Origin of the sequence: Streptomyces nigrescens (assembly GCF_027626975.1) — a bacterium.
Taxonomy (GTDB): Bacteria; Actinomycetota; Actinomycetes; order Streptomycetales; family Streptomycetaceae; genus Streptomyces; species Streptomyces nigrescens.
In genome coordinates, this window is the sequence record NZ_CP114203.1 from 2,021,388 (window position 1) to 2,036,514 (window position 15,127).

The window sequence follows — 15,127 nt, forward strand, 5'->3', positions numbered from 1 at the left end:
GATCGGCAAGGATCATCTGCCCGGGTTCGGTGAGTGTCAATGGCCCGTGCAGGGCTTCCTGCGCTGCCGTGCGCGGCGCACCAGGGCCGGACGAGGCGGGACGGGGTGCGCCGGCTCAGTCGTCGCGGGTGCCGCCGGCGTCGTGGCCCCCGCCCCGGTGCCCGTCGCCGTCACCGCGGTCAGCGCCGTCCGCCGGGGCACCGTCCGCGCCGCCGGTCTCCCACTCCGCACCGGGCCGCGCGGCCGTCCGCCGGGCGATCTCCTCGCGCGCCGCGGCCGTGGCGACCGAGGGCCACACCCGGTCGAGCGAGGCATTCATCGCGGCCCCGACCAGCACCGCGAAGGCGGACACCCCGATCCACAGCAGCACGGCGACCGGCGCGGCCAAGGAGCCGTAGATCGTGGGTCCCTCGACCGTCGAGGTGAGATAGAGCCGCAGCAGAAAGCTGCCGAGCAGCCACATGCCGAGGGCGACCACCGCGCCGGGAATGTCCTCCGGCCAGGGCGAACGGACCGGTACGGAGGCGTGGTAGAGGGTGGTCAGAAAGGCGACCGACAGGAGCAGGACGACCGGCCAGTACAGCGCCCGGATGATGTGCTCGCTGGCCGGCAGCCAGCTCACGACGGTGTCGGGCCCGGCGACCATCAGCGGCAGCGCGACGGCGCCGACCACGAGCGCCGCGAGATACAGCGCGAACGCCAGCAGCCGGGTCCTGACGATGCCGCGCCGCCCGTCGAGCCCGTACATGATGGTGATGGTGTCGACAAAGACGTTCATGGCCCGGGAGCCGGACCACAGGGCGATGGCGAAGCCGAAGGAGATGACATCCGGGCGGCGGCCGGTGAAGACATCGTTGAGCAGCGGCCGGGCGATCTCGTTCACGCCCTTGTCGGACAGCACGGTGCCGGCGCCGTCGAGGATGCGCTGCCGGACGCTGTCGATGGTGTCGTGGCCGATCCACGCGTCCGTATAACCGAGCACGCCCAGGAGCCCGAGGATCAGCGGCGGCAGCGACAGCAGGCTCCAGAACGCGGCCTCGGCGGCCAGCCCGGTCACCCGGTACTTCATGCAGGAGTTGACGGTGTCCTTGAGCAGGAGCCAGGCCAGCCGGCGCTTGGAAACATTGCGGTACAGCGCGCGGGCCTTGGTCAGACGGCCCGCGGGCCGCTCGGTTGGTTCGTTTGCGGGCTGCACCTCCTTACCGTATCTGCATGGCAGCCACCACTCACTCGGTCACGAACCAGCCCCCGCCGCTGGTCGGCTACGACGTCTTCGCGAACGATCCGGCCCTCACCGAGGGCATCACCCGGTACATCGCCGCCGAGCGGCTCGGCGAGGTACGCGAAGAGCTGGGCACGCTGGGCAAGGCGGCCGGCTCCACGCACGCCCAGCAGTGGGGCGAACAGGCGAATGCGCATCCACCGGTGCTGCACACCCATGACCGCTACGGCCACCGCATCGACGAGGTGGAGTTCCACCCGGCCTGGCACCGGCTGCTCGGCCACGCCGTCACCTCCGGGCTGAACGACGCCTGGTCCCGGCCGGACGGCCATGTCCGCCGCACCGCCGGCTTCATCGTGTGGACGCAGGCCGAGGCGGGGCACGGCTGCCCGCTGTCGATGACCCATGCGGCGGTGCCCGCGCTGCGCGCCGAGCCGGAGCTGGCGGCCGAATGGGAGCCGCTGCTGACCTCACAGGTGTACGAGCGGGAGCTGCGGCCGGTCGCCGAGAAGGGCGGCGCGCTGGCCGGGATGGCCATGACGGAGAAGCAGGGCGGCAGCGACGTACGGGCCAACACCACCCGCGCCGAGCCGCTGGCCGCACCCGGTGAGTACGTCCTGACCGGACACAAGTGGTTCTGTTCGGCGCCGATGTCGGACGCCTTCCTGGTGCTGGCCCAGGCGCCCGGCGGGCTCACCTGCTTTCTGCTGCCACGGGTGCTTCCGGACGGCAGCCGTAACTCCTTCCGCATCCAGCGGCTCAAGGACAAGCTCGGCAACCGCTCCAACGCCTCGGCGGAGGTCGAGTTCGACGGGCGGACCTGGGCGCGCCGGGTCGGCGAGGAGGGGCGCGGGGTGGCGACGATCATCGAGATGGTCGCGGCGACCCGGCTGGACTGCGTCAGCGCGTCCGCGGCGGTGATGCGGCAGGCCGTGACGCAGGCGATCCACCACAGCGCCCACCGGGAGGCGTTCGGCGGCCGGCTGACCGACAAACCGCTGATGCGCAATGTGCTGGCCGATCTGGCGCTGGAGTCGGAGGCGGCGACCACACTGGCGCTGCGCCTGGCGGCGGCGTACGACGGCGGCACCGAGCAGGACCGGCACTTCCTGCGGCTGGCAATCCCGGCGGCGAAGTACTGGGTGACCAAGCGGTGCACGCCGATGGTGGCCGAGGCGCTGGAGTGCCTGGGCGGCAACGGCTATGTCGAGGAGTCGGGGATGCCCCGGCTGCTGCGCGAGGCGCCGCTCAACTCGATCTGGGAGGGTGCCGGCAATGTCCAGGCGCTGGACGTCCTGCGGGCCCTGCGGCGCGAACCCGAGGCGCTGAACGCGTTCCTGACCGAGATCGGGGCGGCGCGGGGCGCGGACCACCGGCTGGACCGGGCGATCAAGGGGATGCTCACCGAACTCGCCGACCTGGAAGGCATCGAGGCACGGGCCCGGCGGCTGGTGGAGCGGATGGCACTGGTGCTCCAGGGTTCGCTGCTGGTGCGCCATGCGCCGTCCGAGGTCGCGGACGCGTTCTGTGCCTCCCGGCTCGGCGGCGACGCGGGCGCGGCGTTCGGCACGCTGCCGCACACGCTGGACCTCGCGGCGGTGGTGGAGCGGGCGCGGCCGGTGGTCGACTGCTGAGCCCCGCCGGCCCGGCCGGTTCGTGGCGCGGCGGCGGCTCCCCGTCACCTCTGGGCCGGTGGCCGCACCGAGGGGACGAGGACAGGGGGTTACCGCCGCCGCGCCGGTCAGGGAGCGGTGCCGCGCCGACCCGGCACCGCTCCCCGGTCTCAGGGGCGGCCGGGGCGCTCCGGCGGGTCCGCGAGGCGCCCGCGCAGCGCCGCATCGATGGCCACGACGAGGTCGCCGTCCGGCGCGTGGGGAGGGAAGGCGGCCAGCACACCGCGCGCCTCGTAGTAGCGCAGTACGCGACAGGCCTCGTCCGCGCCGTTCCACTCCGCACCGTGCAGCAGGACGACGAGGTCGGCGAAGGCCAGGGCGGGCAGCAGACCGCCGGTGCCGGCCATCCGGTCGAGGAGCTGCGGGGCTCCGTCGACGACATAGCCGTCGGCGGGCAGCGGCTGACGTCTGATCAGCAGGTCGACCGCGGGCAGCCGGGGGACCCCGTAGTGGTCCGCCAGACGGGCCGCACGCGCAATACGGACCCCCTCGTCCGCTCCGATCACGACGACGCGCGGGGCAGCGGCCATCATGGTGAGCCCCCTCCCCCGCACTGCCGACATCACACGACGGCCGATGGCATCCCCGGCCACCACCGGCGGTTCCCCGACGGGTGTCCGGCGAACCCGCGGTGGCGGGGCACCATCGGCCGCTCGGCCCAGATTCCCTGGAACGCGTCATAGGCCACAACGGTTGCAGTCCGTTGCAGTGCGCCGGTACGGACCTGGACAATGGCCGTGCCAGGACTGCCTGGTGACGGCACGAAGCGCACGGGCCCAAGGACAGTGCACATCGGAGAGCAGCGTGAGCGACAGACCGATCGAAAGTGCCATCTGCTCGTCCCAGGACATCCGAGCGACGGCACACCGCCTCGCCACGGTCCGGGAGGCCGTGCTCACGGGCGGGACACCGTCCGACGCCCCGTCCGACGCGCCCCGCGCGGTGATCGGCGAATCCTGGCGCCGGGTGCGGGTCTCGGGTGTGGACCCGGACCGGGACCAGCCGCAGAACCCTTTGCCCGTCGCGGAGTTGGAGCACCGCCGGCAGATGTCCCGACTGGCCCCGGTGCTGCCGGTGCTCAACGAGGGGCTGCTGGCGGCGGCCGACGCCGCGCAGCAGATCATGGTCGTCACCGATGCCGAGGGCCGGGTGCTGTGGCGGGAGGGCAGCGCGCCGGTCCGCCGGATGGCCGACCGGCTGGGCTTCGACAAGGGCGCCCACTGGGCGGAGGACGTCGTCGGCACCAACGCCATCGGCACCGCGCTGGTGGCCCGCCGGCCGGTGCTGGTGCACTCCGCGGAGCACTTCGTCCGCAGCCACCACCAGTGGACCTGTGCCGCGGCGCCGCTCCACGACCCGCGCGACGGGCGGCTGTTGGGCACGGTGGACGTCAGCGGTCCGGCGCCCGGCTTCCACCCCACGACGCTCTCGCTGGTGTCCGCGGTCGCCCGGCTCGCCGAGGGCGAGCTGCGCAGCCGCCATCACCTCTCCCTGGAGCGGCTGCGGTCGAGCGCGGCGCCGGTGCTGGCGCGGATCGGCGGACGCGCCCTGGCCGTCGACCCGAGCGGCTGGGTCGTGGGGGTGACGGGCCTGACCCCGCCGGACCGGGTGGCGCTGCCCAAGTCCCCCGAGGCCGGGCCGCTGTGGCTGCCGCGCTACGGCAGGTGCACCCTGGAGCCGTTGCCCGGCGGCTGGCTGATCCGTGTCGGGCAGCAGGAGCGGGACATCGGTCCGAGCCGGGTGGTGCTGGACGTCAGCGGCCGGGACGGCTCGACGGTCACCGTTACCGGACCGGCCGGCAGCTGGTCGCACGAGCTGACCCCGCGCCATGCCGAGCTGCTGTTCGTGCTCGCCGCGCATCCGCAGGGGCGCAGCGCCGCCGAACTCGCCCGGGACCTGTTCGGTGACGACAGCCGTACGGTCACGGTGCGCGCGGAGCTGTCCCGGCTGCGCCGCCATCTCGCGAGCGTGCTGGCGCACCGGCCCTACCGCTTCGCGGACGGCGTGGAAGTGGAGCTCCGGCTGCCGCCGCAGCCCGTGCATCTGCTGCCGCAGTCGCTGGCGCCCGCGGTGGCGGCGGCGCGGCGGGGCTGAGGGACGGGTCCGGAGGGGTTGCCGGAGGGGTTGAGGGTCGCCCGGCGGGCTGAGGGGGGCGGGCCGAGGGGGCTGCCGGAGGCCGGGGGACGACGGGTCGGCGGGACCGGGCGAAAAACCGGATGCGGCGCCGTGCTGCCCTCTCGTAAAGTGACCGCGCTCTGAATCAGCTCTCCAGAAGGCCGTCGCAGAACGGGAGCAGCCCGCGCGTACAGCACGCGCGGAGCCGAATGAGCGGGCGACACGACAATCCGTGATCACGCATGCCCGCATGCCCTTCTGGAGGACACCACCATGTCCGTAGGCCTTGGCCTTCCCATCGGCGACCCCGCACAGCTCCTGAGCTGGGCCCGGCGCGCCGAAGCCACCCCGTTCACCACCGTCGCCCTCCTCGACCGGCTGGTGTTCGGCAACCCCGAGCCCCTGATCACGCTGGCCACCCTGGCCGGCGCCACCTCCCGGATCCGGCTGCAGACCGAGGTGCTGCTCGCCCCGCTGCACCGCACGGCGCTGCTCGCCAAACAGGCCGCCACGCTCGATCTGCTGTCCGGCTCCCGCTTCACCCTCGGCATCGGTATCGGCGGACGCGATGACGACTATCTGGCCTCCGGCATCGATCTCCGCACCCGCGGCCGACGGCTCGACACACAGATGGCGACCCTGCGGCGCCTCTGGTCCGGCGAACCGCTCTCCGCGGACGTCGGCCCGATCGGCCCCGCCCCGGCGCGGCCCGGCGGGCCCGAGGTGCTGTTCGGCGGTTTCGTGCCCGCCGCGCTGGAGCGCGTGGCCCGCTGGGGCGACGGCTTTCTCGGCGCCGCACTGCCGCCCGGGCACATGGACGGACTGTTCCGTCAGGTGGAGGACGCCTGGGACCGGGCCGGCCGTACGGGCAGGCCGCGGCTGGTGGCCCAGGTCAATGCCGCGCTCGGCCCGCAGCCGACCCTCGACCGCGCCCGCGCGGAACTGCGCGCCTACTACGCACCGCACAGCTACACCGACCACGTGGTGAACGGTCTGCTCACCTCGGGGGACCAGATCCGTGAGGCGGTGGCCGCGTTCCGGGCGATCGGCGCGGACGAGGTGATGCTCTATTGCTGGTCCCCGGACCCGGACCAGGTCGAGCGGCTGGCGGGGGCGGTGTTCCACGGCGAGTAGCCGGCGGCCGGGCACCGCTCGGTCACCGTTCGGCGGGCGGCGCCCTCCAAGGGGGCGCCGCCCGGCGGCAGGGCCAGCGGCAGGCCCGGCGGGAACCGGCCACGGGCGCGCGGGCGGACCCGGGCCGAGGCCGCGCGGACGACCCCGGGCACGGCGGGCGACCCCGGGCAGGGTGCGCGGCCCCGGGCAGGGGCCGGCGGGCACAGGCAGGCCGGCGGGCTCCACGGCCCCCGCGCCGCCACCCGTTCGACCGGCTGCTGTCGCTGCCCGCTCGGGGCGGCCCTAGCCTGCCGACTGCGGACCATGTGCTCCCGGGCGCGCGGCCACGGGAGGTGAGTGATGAGCTCGACAGGCCCGCCGGAAGCGGCGCCCGGGAAGCCGGCGGCCCCGCGTCGGCCCAGGTGGGGCGTGCTGCTCCTGGCCGGTCTCATCGGCCTCGGCATGGTGCGCCAGGGCCTGACCGGTGAGGCGGACGGGCCTCCGCAGCCCGGAGCCGGTTCGGCGCTCTTCCCCGGCGACCTGCCGCCCGACGGCCCCGCACCGCCGCCGCTGCCCCGTTCCGCCCCCTCCCGGGTGGCGATTCCGTCGATCGAGGTGTCGGCTCCGCTGATGCCGCTGGGCCTGGACGCGGACGGCGGGATCGCGGCCCCGCCGGCCGAGGACCCCGGGCTGGCGGGCTGGTACGCGAACGCGCCGACCCCGGGGGAGAACGGCACCGCCGTCATCGTCGGGCATGTCGACAGCCGCAGCGGGCCCGCGGTCTTCTACGGGCTGGGCGCCCTGGAGAAGGGCCGGACGGTCCGGGTGACCCGCGAGGACGGGCGGACCGCGGTCTTCGAGGTCTACGGCGTCCAGGTCTTCGACAAGCGGAAGTTCCCCTCGCGGAAGGTCTACGGCACCACCGGACGCCCCGAGCTGCGCGTCCTGACCTGCGGCGGCGCCTACGCGGCGGGCTCCGGCTACGCGGGCAACGTGGTGGTCTTCGCCCGGATGACGGGATCCGGCCAGGGAGAACCGCCCGGCCGGTGACTCCGGGGAGCCACTCAGGCCCGGCAAGGCCCGAGATCCCCCACGAAGTGAACCGGCGTCTCACGATTCGGGACGGTCCGCTGCCACCCGCCCGACCCCTTCCCCTTCGACCTCCCCTGCCCCCCGTCCGGCACCCCCCTGCTCCCCTGTCGGTCTGAGCCCGGGGCCCGGGTCCCGGTGTGATGTGCTGGCCGCATGAGCATCTCGGTCACCACCTGGCACCTCGAACAGACCTCGCCCGCCGACCTGTCCCCCGCCCAGGCGCCGCCGGCCGAGCAGGACGTCCGTATCGTCCGCTCCGAGGTACCGTCGCCCGAATTCAGCCGCTTCCTCTATACGGCGGTCGGCGGGGACATCGCCTGGACCGACCGGCTGACCTGGCCGTACGCACAGTGGGCGGAGTTCCTCGGGCGGCCGGGGGTGGAGACCTGGGTGGCGTACGAGCGCGGTACGCCGGCGGGGTTCATCGAGCTGGCGGGGGAGGCGGACGGCTCCGTGGAGATCACCTACTTCGGGCTCGTCCCGGCGTTCCGGGGGCGCCGGATCGGCGGGCATCTGCTCGCGTACGGGATCGAGCGGGCCTGGGACCTGGCGGAACGGTGGCCGGGGCGGGCGCCGACCAAGCGGGTGTGGCTGCACACCTGCAGCAAGGACGGCCCGCACGCGATGGCCAACTACCAGCGGCGCGGCTTCCGGCTGTACGACACCAAGGTCGCCGAGGAGGACGGGATACCCGCCCCCGGACCCTGGCCCGGCGCGGGTCCGATCACGGGTCCGACCACGACCGGCACCCCCGCCGGAGAGTGACCGACAGCACACTGTCTCGCGATGCGGGACAGAGGTGTCCAAATCCTGGATGACGGTGGACTGGCCGGAGAACGGCGTGCCAGGCTTCCGTCATGTCTCGAGCTGGAATTGCCTTGGTGAGTCGGCGGCACGTCGACCTCGGCCGCATGTCCAGCGCCATTTGTCGGGCGGGCTGAGGCTGCATTCACCAGGGGCCTTCGGCCCCGGGCAGCACCCAGCAGCACGCATTTTCCACGCCGTCCCCATCGTCGCGGACGCGCCGACACCCCCTTGACCCGCAGACCTCCCCGACGCGTTGTCACGCGCCGCCTTTCGGTGTGTCTGCGCAGGCCATCGTGGTGCCCGGCGACCGTTCCGGATCCCTTGAGCCCGCCCAGAAGGACGTACACCCATGGCCGCCTCCTCCGAAGTCCCCGCAGCTGCCACGACCCGCCGTAAGGCCGGACGCCACCGCGGTGAGGGCCAGTGGGCCGTTGGCCACTTCACGCCGCTCAACGGCAATGAGCAGTTCAAGAAGGACGACGACGGTCTCAATGTGCGGACACGCATTGAGACGATCTACTCCAAGGCCGGTTTCGACTCGATCGACCCCAACGACCTGCGTGGCCGGATGCGTTGGTGGGGTCTGTACACCCAGCGCAAGCCCGGGATCGACGGCGGCAAGACCGCGATCCTGGAGCCGGAGGAGCTGGACGACAAGCACTTCATGCTGCGGGTCCGGGTCGACGGCGGACGGCTGTCCGTGGCCCAGCTGCGCGCCATCGGCGAGGTCTCCGAGGAGTACGCCCGCGGCACCGCGGACATCACCGACCGGCAGAACATCCAGCTGCACTGGATCCGTATCGAGGACGTCCCCGCCATCTGGGAGAAGCTGGAGGCCGTCGGGCTCTCCACGACCGAGGCATGCGGCGACTGCCCGCGCGTGATCATCGGTTCCCCGGTGGCCGGTATCGCGGCGGACGAGATCATCGACGGCACGCCCGCCGTCGACGAGATCCACGACCGCTACATCGGCAGCAAGGAATTCTCCAACCTGCCGCGCAAGTTCAAGACCGCGGTCTCCGGCTCCCCCGTCCAGGACGTGGTCCACGAGATCAACGACGTGGCCTTCGTCGGCGTCGTCCACCCCGAGCACGGCCCCGGCTTCGACCTCTGGGTCGGCGGCGGTCTGTCCACCAACCCCAAGCTCGCCCAGCGCCTGGGCACCTGGGTGCCGCTGGACGAGGTCGCGGACGTCTGGGCCGGTGTCGTCGGGATCTTCCGCGACTACGGCTACCGCCGGCTCCGCACCCGCGCCCGGCTGAAGTTCCTGATGGCCGACTGGGGCCCGGAGAAGTTCCGCCAGGTACTGGAGGACGAGTACCTCCAGCGCAAGCTGATCGACGGCCCCGCGCCCGAGCAGCCGCGCTCCAAGTGGCGCGACCACATCGGGGTGCACCAGCAGCAGGACGGCCGCTTCTACGTGGGCTTCGCCCCGCGCGTCGGCCGGGTCGACGGCACCACCCTCACCAAGATCGCCGAACTGGCCGCCGCCCATGGGTCCGACCGGCTGCGCACCACCGTCGAGCAGAAGATGATCATCCTCGATGTGACGCAGGACCAGGTCGACTCGCTCGTCGCCGGGCTGGAGGCGCTGGACTTCCAGGTCACCCCCTCGCCGTTCCGGCGCGGCACGATGGCCTGCACCGGTATCGAGTTCTGCAAGCTGGCCATCGTCGAGACCAAGGGCCGCGGCGCGTCCCTCATCGACGAGCTGGAGCGCCGGATGCCGGACTTCCAGGAGCCCGTCACCATCAACCTCAACGGCTGCCCCAACGCCTGCGCCCGTATCCAGGTCGCCGACATCGGCCTCAAGGGCCAGCTGGTCCTGGACAACGACGGCAACCAGGTCGAGGGCTACCAGGTGCACCTGGGCGGCGCGCTGGGCCTGGAGCCCGGCTTCGGCCGCAAGGTCCGCGGTCTGAAGGTCACCGCCGATGAACTCCCCGACTACGTCGAGCGGGTGCTGCGCAACTTCGAGGCGGAGCGCGAGGAGGGCGAGCGGTTCGCCACCTGGGCGGCCCGTGCGGAAGAGGGTGCCCTCAAATGAGCGAGCGCGCGGCGCCCTTCTACTGCCCCTACTGCGGGGACGAGGACCTGCAGCCCTCCGAGGAAGGCCATGGAGCCTGGGAATGCCGGTCCTGCAGCCGTGCGTTCCGGCTGAAGTTCCTGGGCCTGCTGGCCCAGGGGCTGACCGGTAAGTCCCCTGCCGCACCCGACGGAGGTGAGTCGTGACCACCGCTACCACCGCAGCCGACCTGCAGCAGCTGGCCGAGCAGGCGGGCCGCGACCTGGAGGACGCGCCCGCGCTGGAGATCCTCACGTGGGCCGCCGAGACCTTCGGTCCGCGCTTCTGCGTCACCTCCTCGATGGAGGACGCGGTCGTCGCGCATCTGGCCTCGCGGGCGTTCCCCGGTGTGGACGTGGTGTTCCTGGACACCGGCTACCACTTCCCGGAGACCCTCGGGACCCGCGACGCGGTGGCCGAGGTGATGGACGTCAACGTCCTGACCCTGACCCCTCGTCAGACGGTGGCCGAGCAGGACGCCGAGCACGGCCCGAAGCTGCACGACCGCAACCCCGACCTGTGCTGCGCGCTGCGGAAGGTCAAGCCCCTCGAAGAGGGCCTGGCCCGGTACGACGCCTGGGCGACGGGGCTGCGCCGGGACGAGTCGCCGACCAGGGCGGGCACCCCGGTCGTCGGCTGGGACCCGAAACGGCAGAAAGTGAAGGTTTCGCCGATCGCCCGCTGGACACAGTCCGACGTGGACGCGTACGTGGCCGAACACGGTGTGCTGACCAACCCGCTGCTGACGGACGGCTACGCCTCCGTCGGCTGCGCGCCCTGCACCCGCCGGGTGCTGGAGGGCGAGGACGCCAGGGCCGGCCGCTGGGCCGGCAGCAACAAGACCGAGTGCGGGCTGCACGGATGACCGAGCATCAGGAGATATCCATGACGGGCGCCACGATCTGGCTGACCGGTCTGCCGAGCGCGGGCAAGACGACCCTCGCGCACGAGCTCGCCGGACGGCTGCGCGGCGAGGGCCACCGGGTCGAGGTGCTCGACGGCGATGAGATCCGCGAATTCCTGTCCGCGGGCCTGGGGTTCACCCGCGCGGACCGGCACACCAACGTCCAGCGCATCGGCTTCGTGGCCGAACTGCTGGCGAGCAACGGCGTCAAGGCGCTGGTGCCGGTGATCGCGCCGTACGCCGACAGCCGCGAGGCGGTGCGCAAGCGCCACCAGACCGAGGGCACCGCCTACCTGGAGGTGCATGTGGCCACGCCCGTCGAGGTGTGCTCCGAGCGGGATGTGAAGGGCCTGTACGCCAAGCAGGCGGCGGGCGAGATCTCCGGGCTCACCGGCGTCGACGACCCGTACGAGGCGCCCGAGTCGCCCGATCTGCGCCTCGAATCGCACACCCAGACCGTGCAGGAGTCCGCGGCGGCGCTGCACACGCTGCTCACCGAAAGGGGACTGGCATGACCGCCACCGCTGCCGTGACCGGCGACCTCGACAACCCCTACGCGCTGTCGCACCTGGACGCCCTGGAGTCCGAGGCGGTGCACATCTTCCGTGAGGTGGCGGGCGAGTTCGAGCGGCCGGTGATCCTGTTCTCCGGCGGCAAGGACTCCATCGTCATGCTGCACCTCGCGCTGAAGGCGTTCGCGCCGGCCGCGGTGCCGTTCTCGCTGCTGCATGTCGACACCGGGCACAACTTCCCCGAGGTGCTCGACTACCGCGACCGCACGGTGGAGCGGCACGGGCTGCGGCTGCACGTCGCCTCCGTGCAGGACTTCATCGACCGCGGTGAGCTGCGCGAGCGCCCGGACGGTACCCGTAACCCGCTGCAGACCGTCCCGCTGCTGGACGCCATCGAGAAGAGCCGCTTCGACGCGGTCTTCGGCGGCGGGCGCCGGGACGAGGAGAAGGCGCGCGCCAAGGAGCGGGTGTTCTCGCTGCGCGACGAGTTCGGCGGCTGGGACCCGCGCCGGCAGCGCCCCGAGCTGTGGCAGCTCTACAACGGCAAGCACTCCCCCGGTGAGCACGTCCGGGTCTTCCCGCTGTCCAACTGGACCGAGCTGGACGTGTGGCAGTACATAGCCCGCGAGAAGATCGAGCTGCCCGCCATCTACTACGCCCACGAGCGGGAGGTCTTCGCCCGCAACGGTATGTGGCTGGCGCCCGGTGAGTGGGGCGGCCCCAAGGACGGCGAGAGCCTGGAGACCCGGCAGGTGCGCTACCGCACCGTCGGCGACATGTCCTGCACCGGCGCCGTCGACTCCGACGCGGACACCATCGAGGCCGTGATCACGGAGATCGCCGCTTCCCGGCTGACCGAACGGGGCGCAACGAGGGCCGACGACAAGATGTCCGAGGCCGCCATGGAGGACCGCAAGCGCGAGGGGTACTTCTAACCATGAGTACGAACACGGACGCGATCGACGTCGTGGACGCGGGTGCCACCTCGCTGCTGCGTTTCGCCACCGCCGGATCCGTCGACGACGGCAAGTCCACCCTGGTGGGCCGGCTGCTGCACGACTCCAAGTCGGTGCTCGCCGACCAGCTGGAGGCCGTCGAGCACGCCTCCCGCAGCCGCGGTCAGGAGGCGCCCGACCTGGCGCTGCTGACCGACGGGCTGCGCGCCGAGCGCGAGCAGGGCATCACCATCGATGTCGCCTACCGCTACTTCGCCACTCCGCGCCGCCGCTTCATCCTCGCGGACACCCCCGGGCATGTGCAGTACACCCGCAACATGGTCACCGGCGCCTCCACCGCCGAGCTGGCCGTGGTGCTGGTCGACGCCCGCAACGGTGTCGTCGAGCAGACCCGCCGGCATGCCGCGGTCGCTGCCCTGCTGCGGGTCCCGCATGTCGTCCTGGCCGTCAACAAGATGGACCTGGTCGACTACGCCGAGCCCGTCTTCGCCGCCATCGCCGAGGAGTTCACGACGTACGCGGCCTCGCTGGGCGTCCCGGAGATCACCGCGATCCCGATCTCGGCGCTGGCCGGCGACAATGTCGTGACGCCGTCCGCCACCATGGACTGGTACGGCGGCCCGACCGTGCTGGAGCACCTGGAGACCGTGGCCGTCGTCGCCGACCCCTCGGACGACCCCGGCCGCTTCCCGGTCCAGTACGTGATCCGTCCGCAGACCGCCGAACACCCCGACTACCGCGGCTACGCGGGCCAGATCGCCTCCGGTGTGCTGCGCGTCGGCGACGCCGTCACCGTGCTGCCCTCGGGCCGTACGAGCACCATCGAGGCGATCGACGCGCTCGGCCAGGCCGTGGACGTCGCCTGGGCACCGCAGTCGGTGACCGTCCGGCTCTCCGATGACCTGGACATCTCGCGCGGCGACCTGATCGCGCCGACGGCCGGCGCGCCGGGCGTCTCGCAGGACATCGAGGCGACCGTCTGCCATGTCGCGGACCGGCCGCTGACCGTCGGGCAGCGGGTGCTGCTCAAGCACACCACCCGCACGGTCAAGGCGATCGTCAAGGACATCCCGTCCCGGCTGACCCTGGACGACCTCTCCCAGCACCCGGCACCCGGTGAGCTGGTGGCCAACGACATCGGGCGGATCGTGCTGCGCACGGCGGAGCCGCTGGCGCTGGACGCCTACGCCGACTCCCGCCGCACCGGCTCCTTCCTGCTGATCGACCCGGCGGACGGGACGACGCTGACCGCGGGCATGGCGGGCACCGCCTTCGCGGAGGCGGCCGAAGAGGCCGCGCCGGCGGCCGCGGCGGACGACGAGGGATGGGACTTCTGAGCATGCTCAAGGACGTTTTCTCGACCTTCGCGAAAGAGGGCGGCCGCATCGGCAGCGGCGCCCTGGGCAGCGGGCAGGGCGGAGTCGGCCGATGTGTGCGCTGACGATGCCCGACTCCGTATCCCCCACACCCCCCTTCCGAAGATCCACAGCTTCGCCGGGCGCGCCCTAGAGGGCGTGCACCGCCCGGCCCTCCGAGAGGAACTCCTCCCGTGTCTGCCGTTCGTCACCGCCTGCTGGCGGCCGCCGCCACCGTCCCGCTCCTGATAGGCGCGCTGGGCGCCTGCGGCTACGGCTCCGAGGCCAAGAAGGACACCGCGGCCGGTGTCGCCCCGAAGGGCGCCAAGACCGACGGGCTCGATCACCTGACGATCGGGTACTTCGGCAACACCACGCACGCGACCCCCCTGGTCGGCCTCCAGAGCGGCCGGTTCCAGAAGGAACTGGGCGGCACCGAGGTGAAGTCCTCCGTCTTCAACGCGGGCCCCGCCGAGATCGAGGCGCTCAACTCGGGCGCCATCGACATCGGCTGGATCGGCCCCTCCCCCGCGATCAACGGCTACGCCAAGTCGCACGGCAAGAGCCTGAAGATCATTGGCGGTTCGGCCTCCGGCGGTGTCTCGCTGGTGGTCAACCCCAAGAAGGTCAAGGGCCTCCACGACCTCAAGGGCAAGACGATCGCGACCCCGCAGCTGGGCAACACCCAGGACGTCGCGCTGCTCAACTACCTGGCCGAGAAGGGCTACAAGGTCGACCCCACCACCGGCAAGGGCGACGTCACCGTCCAGCGCACCGACAACAAGGTGACGCCCACGGTCTTCCAGCAGGGCGCCATCGACGGTGCCTGGGTGCCCGAGCCCACCGCTTCCAAGCTCGTCGCCGAGGGCGGCAAGACGATCCTGGACGAGAAGAAGCTGTGGAAGGACGGGAAGTTCGTCATCACGAACATGATCGTCTCGCAGAAGTTCCTCAAGGAGCACCCGAAGGCCGTCGAGGCGGTGCTGCGTGCCTCGGTGAAGACCAACGCCTGGATCCGCTCGCACCCGGCCGAGGCGAAGAAGACCCTCAACGACAAGCTCGCCTCCGCGGACGTCGCCGGCAAGGCACTGCCGCGGAACGTCATCGACTCGGCGTTCAAGAACGTCGATGTCACCGATGACCCGCTGGCCGCCACCCTCCAGCAGGAGGCCGACCACGCCGTCAAGGCGGGCCTGCTCAAGAAGCCCGACCTCAAGGGCATCTACGACCTCACGCTGCTGAACAAGGTGCTCAGGTCCGAGGGCAAGCAGCCGGTCGACGACGCCGGACTCGGCAGCAAGTAGCTCCCGCCC

General features: G+C 72.2%; 15 protein-coding genes. 13 read left to right on the plus strand and 2 right to left on the minus strand.

Going from position 1 to position 15,127, the window contains the following annotated elements; all coding sequences use genetic code 11:
* Nucleotides 1–115: 115 nt before the first annotated feature.
* Nucleotides 116–1,195, minus strand: coding sequence for a YihY/virulence factor BrkB family protein (locus STRNI_RS09120; RefSeq protein ID WP_266443501.1), 1,080 nt, complete (start codon nt 1,193–1,195; stop codon nt 116–118).
* Between the two features lie 17 nt (nt 1,196–1,212).
* On the opposite strand from STRNI_RS09120, the gene STRNI_RS09125 reads away from it, so the two are divergent.
* A complete protein-coding gene (locus STRNI_RS09125) occupies nt 1,213–2,856 on the plus strand; it encodes an acyl-CoA dehydrogenase family protein (RefSeq protein WP_266443504.1) in 1,644 nt (547 codons plus the stop codon).
* A 149-nt stretch (nt 2,857–3,005) separates the two neighbouring features.
* Here the strand turns inward: STRNI_RS09125 and STRNI_RS09130 are convergent, their stop codons facing one another.
* Entirely contained in the window at nt 3,006–3,428 is a 423-nt protein-coding gene (locus STRNI_RS09130; RefSeq protein ID WP_093648517.1) for a hypothetical protein, read from the minus strand.
* Between the two features lie 271 nt (nt 3,429–3,699).
* Here STRNI_RS09130 and STRNI_RS09135 point away from each other — a divergent pair, with 271 nt between their 5' ends.
* The 12 genes from STRNI_RS09135 to STRNI_RS09185 all read left to right on the plus strand — a co-directional run bounded on the left by STRNI_RS09135 (nt 3,700) and on the right by STRNI_RS09185 (nt 15,118).
* Entirely contained in the window at nt 3,700–4,989 is a 1,290-nt protein-coding gene (locus STRNI_RS09135) for a GAF domain-containing protein (RefSeq protein ID WP_159485526.1), read from the plus strand.
* 294 nt (nt 4,990–5,283) lie between these two features.
* Nucleotides 5,284–6,144 carry an LLM class flavin-dependent oxidoreductase gene (locus STRNI_RS09140; RefSeq protein WP_109893605.1) on the plus strand — a complete coding sequence of 287 codons (861 nt, stop codon included), beginning with the start codon at nt 5,284–5,286 and terminating at the stop codon, nt 6,142–6,144.
* Between the two features lie 339 nt (nt 6,145–6,483).
* On the plus strand, nt 6,484–7,173 hold the full coding sequence (locus STRNI_RS09145; RefSeq protein ID WP_167540501.1) for a class F sortase: 690 nt from the start codon (nt 6,484–6,486) through the stop codon (nt 7,171–7,173).
* A gap of 195 nt (nt 7,174–7,368) precedes the next feature.
* On the plus strand, nt 7,369–7,980 hold the full coding sequence (locus STRNI_RS09150) for a GNAT family N-acetyltransferase (RefSeq protein WP_159485528.1): 612 nt from the start codon (nt 7,369–7,371) through the stop codon (nt 7,978–7,980).
* A gap of 92 nt (nt 7,981–8,072) precedes the next feature.
* On the plus strand, nt 8,073–8,156 hold the full coding sequence (locus STRNI_RS41570; protein ID WP_350257049.1) for a putative leader peptide: 84 nt from the start codon (nt 8,073–8,075) through the stop codon (nt 8,154–8,156).
* A gap of 215 nt (nt 8,157–8,371) precedes the next feature.
* Entirely contained in the window at nt 8,372–10,069 is a 1,698-nt protein-coding gene (locus STRNI_RS09155) for a nitrite/sulfite reductase (protein WP_159485530.1), read from the plus strand.
* Entirely contained in the window at nt 10,066–10,254 is a 189-nt protein-coding gene (locus STRNI_RS09160; RefSeq protein ID WP_148591000.1) for a hypothetical protein, read from the plus strand. The genes STRNI_RS09155 and STRNI_RS09160 overlap by 4 nt, the downstream gene beginning before the upstream one ends.
* Nucleotides 10,251–10,952, plus strand: a complete 702-nt coding sequence (locus tag STRNI_RS09165; RefSeq protein WP_093648504.1) for a phosphoadenylyl-sulfate reductase — start codon at nt 10,251–10,253, stop codon at nt 10,950–10,952. The genes STRNI_RS09160 and STRNI_RS09165 overlap by 4 nt, the downstream gene beginning before the upstream one ends.
* Nucleotides 10,953–10,972: 20 nt before the next feature.
* Nucleotides 10,973–11,506 (plus strand): adenylyl-sulfate kinase, encoded by a 534-nt coding sequence (cysC, locus tag STRNI_RS09170; protein ID WP_018088967.1) that lies wholly within the window; start codon nt 10,973–10,975, stop codon nt 11,504–11,506.
* On the plus strand, nt 11,503–12,438 hold the full coding sequence (gene cysD, locus STRNI_RS09175) for a sulfate adenylyltransferase subunit CysD (protein WP_277410908.1): 936 nt from the start codon (nt 11,503–11,505) through the stop codon (nt 12,436–12,438). Before cysC ends, cysD begins: the two co-directional genes overlap by 4 nt.
* Before the next feature lie 2 nt (nt 12,439–12,440).
* Nucleotides 12,441–13,796 (plus strand): sulfate adenylyltransferase subunit 1, encoded by a 1,356-nt coding sequence (locus STRNI_RS09180; RefSeq protein WP_159485532.1) that lies wholly within the window; start codon nt 12,441–12,443, stop codon nt 13,794–13,796.
* 212 nt (nt 13,797–14,008) lie between these two features.
* Nucleotides 14,009–15,118 carry an aliphatic sulfonate ABC transporter substrate-binding protein gene (locus tag STRNI_RS09185; RefSeq protein WP_277410909.1) on the plus strand — a complete coding sequence of 370 codons (1,110 nt, stop codon included), beginning with the start codon at nt 14,009–14,011 and terminating at the stop codon, nt 15,116–15,118.
* Nucleotides 15,119–15,127 lie beyond the last annotated feature (9 nt).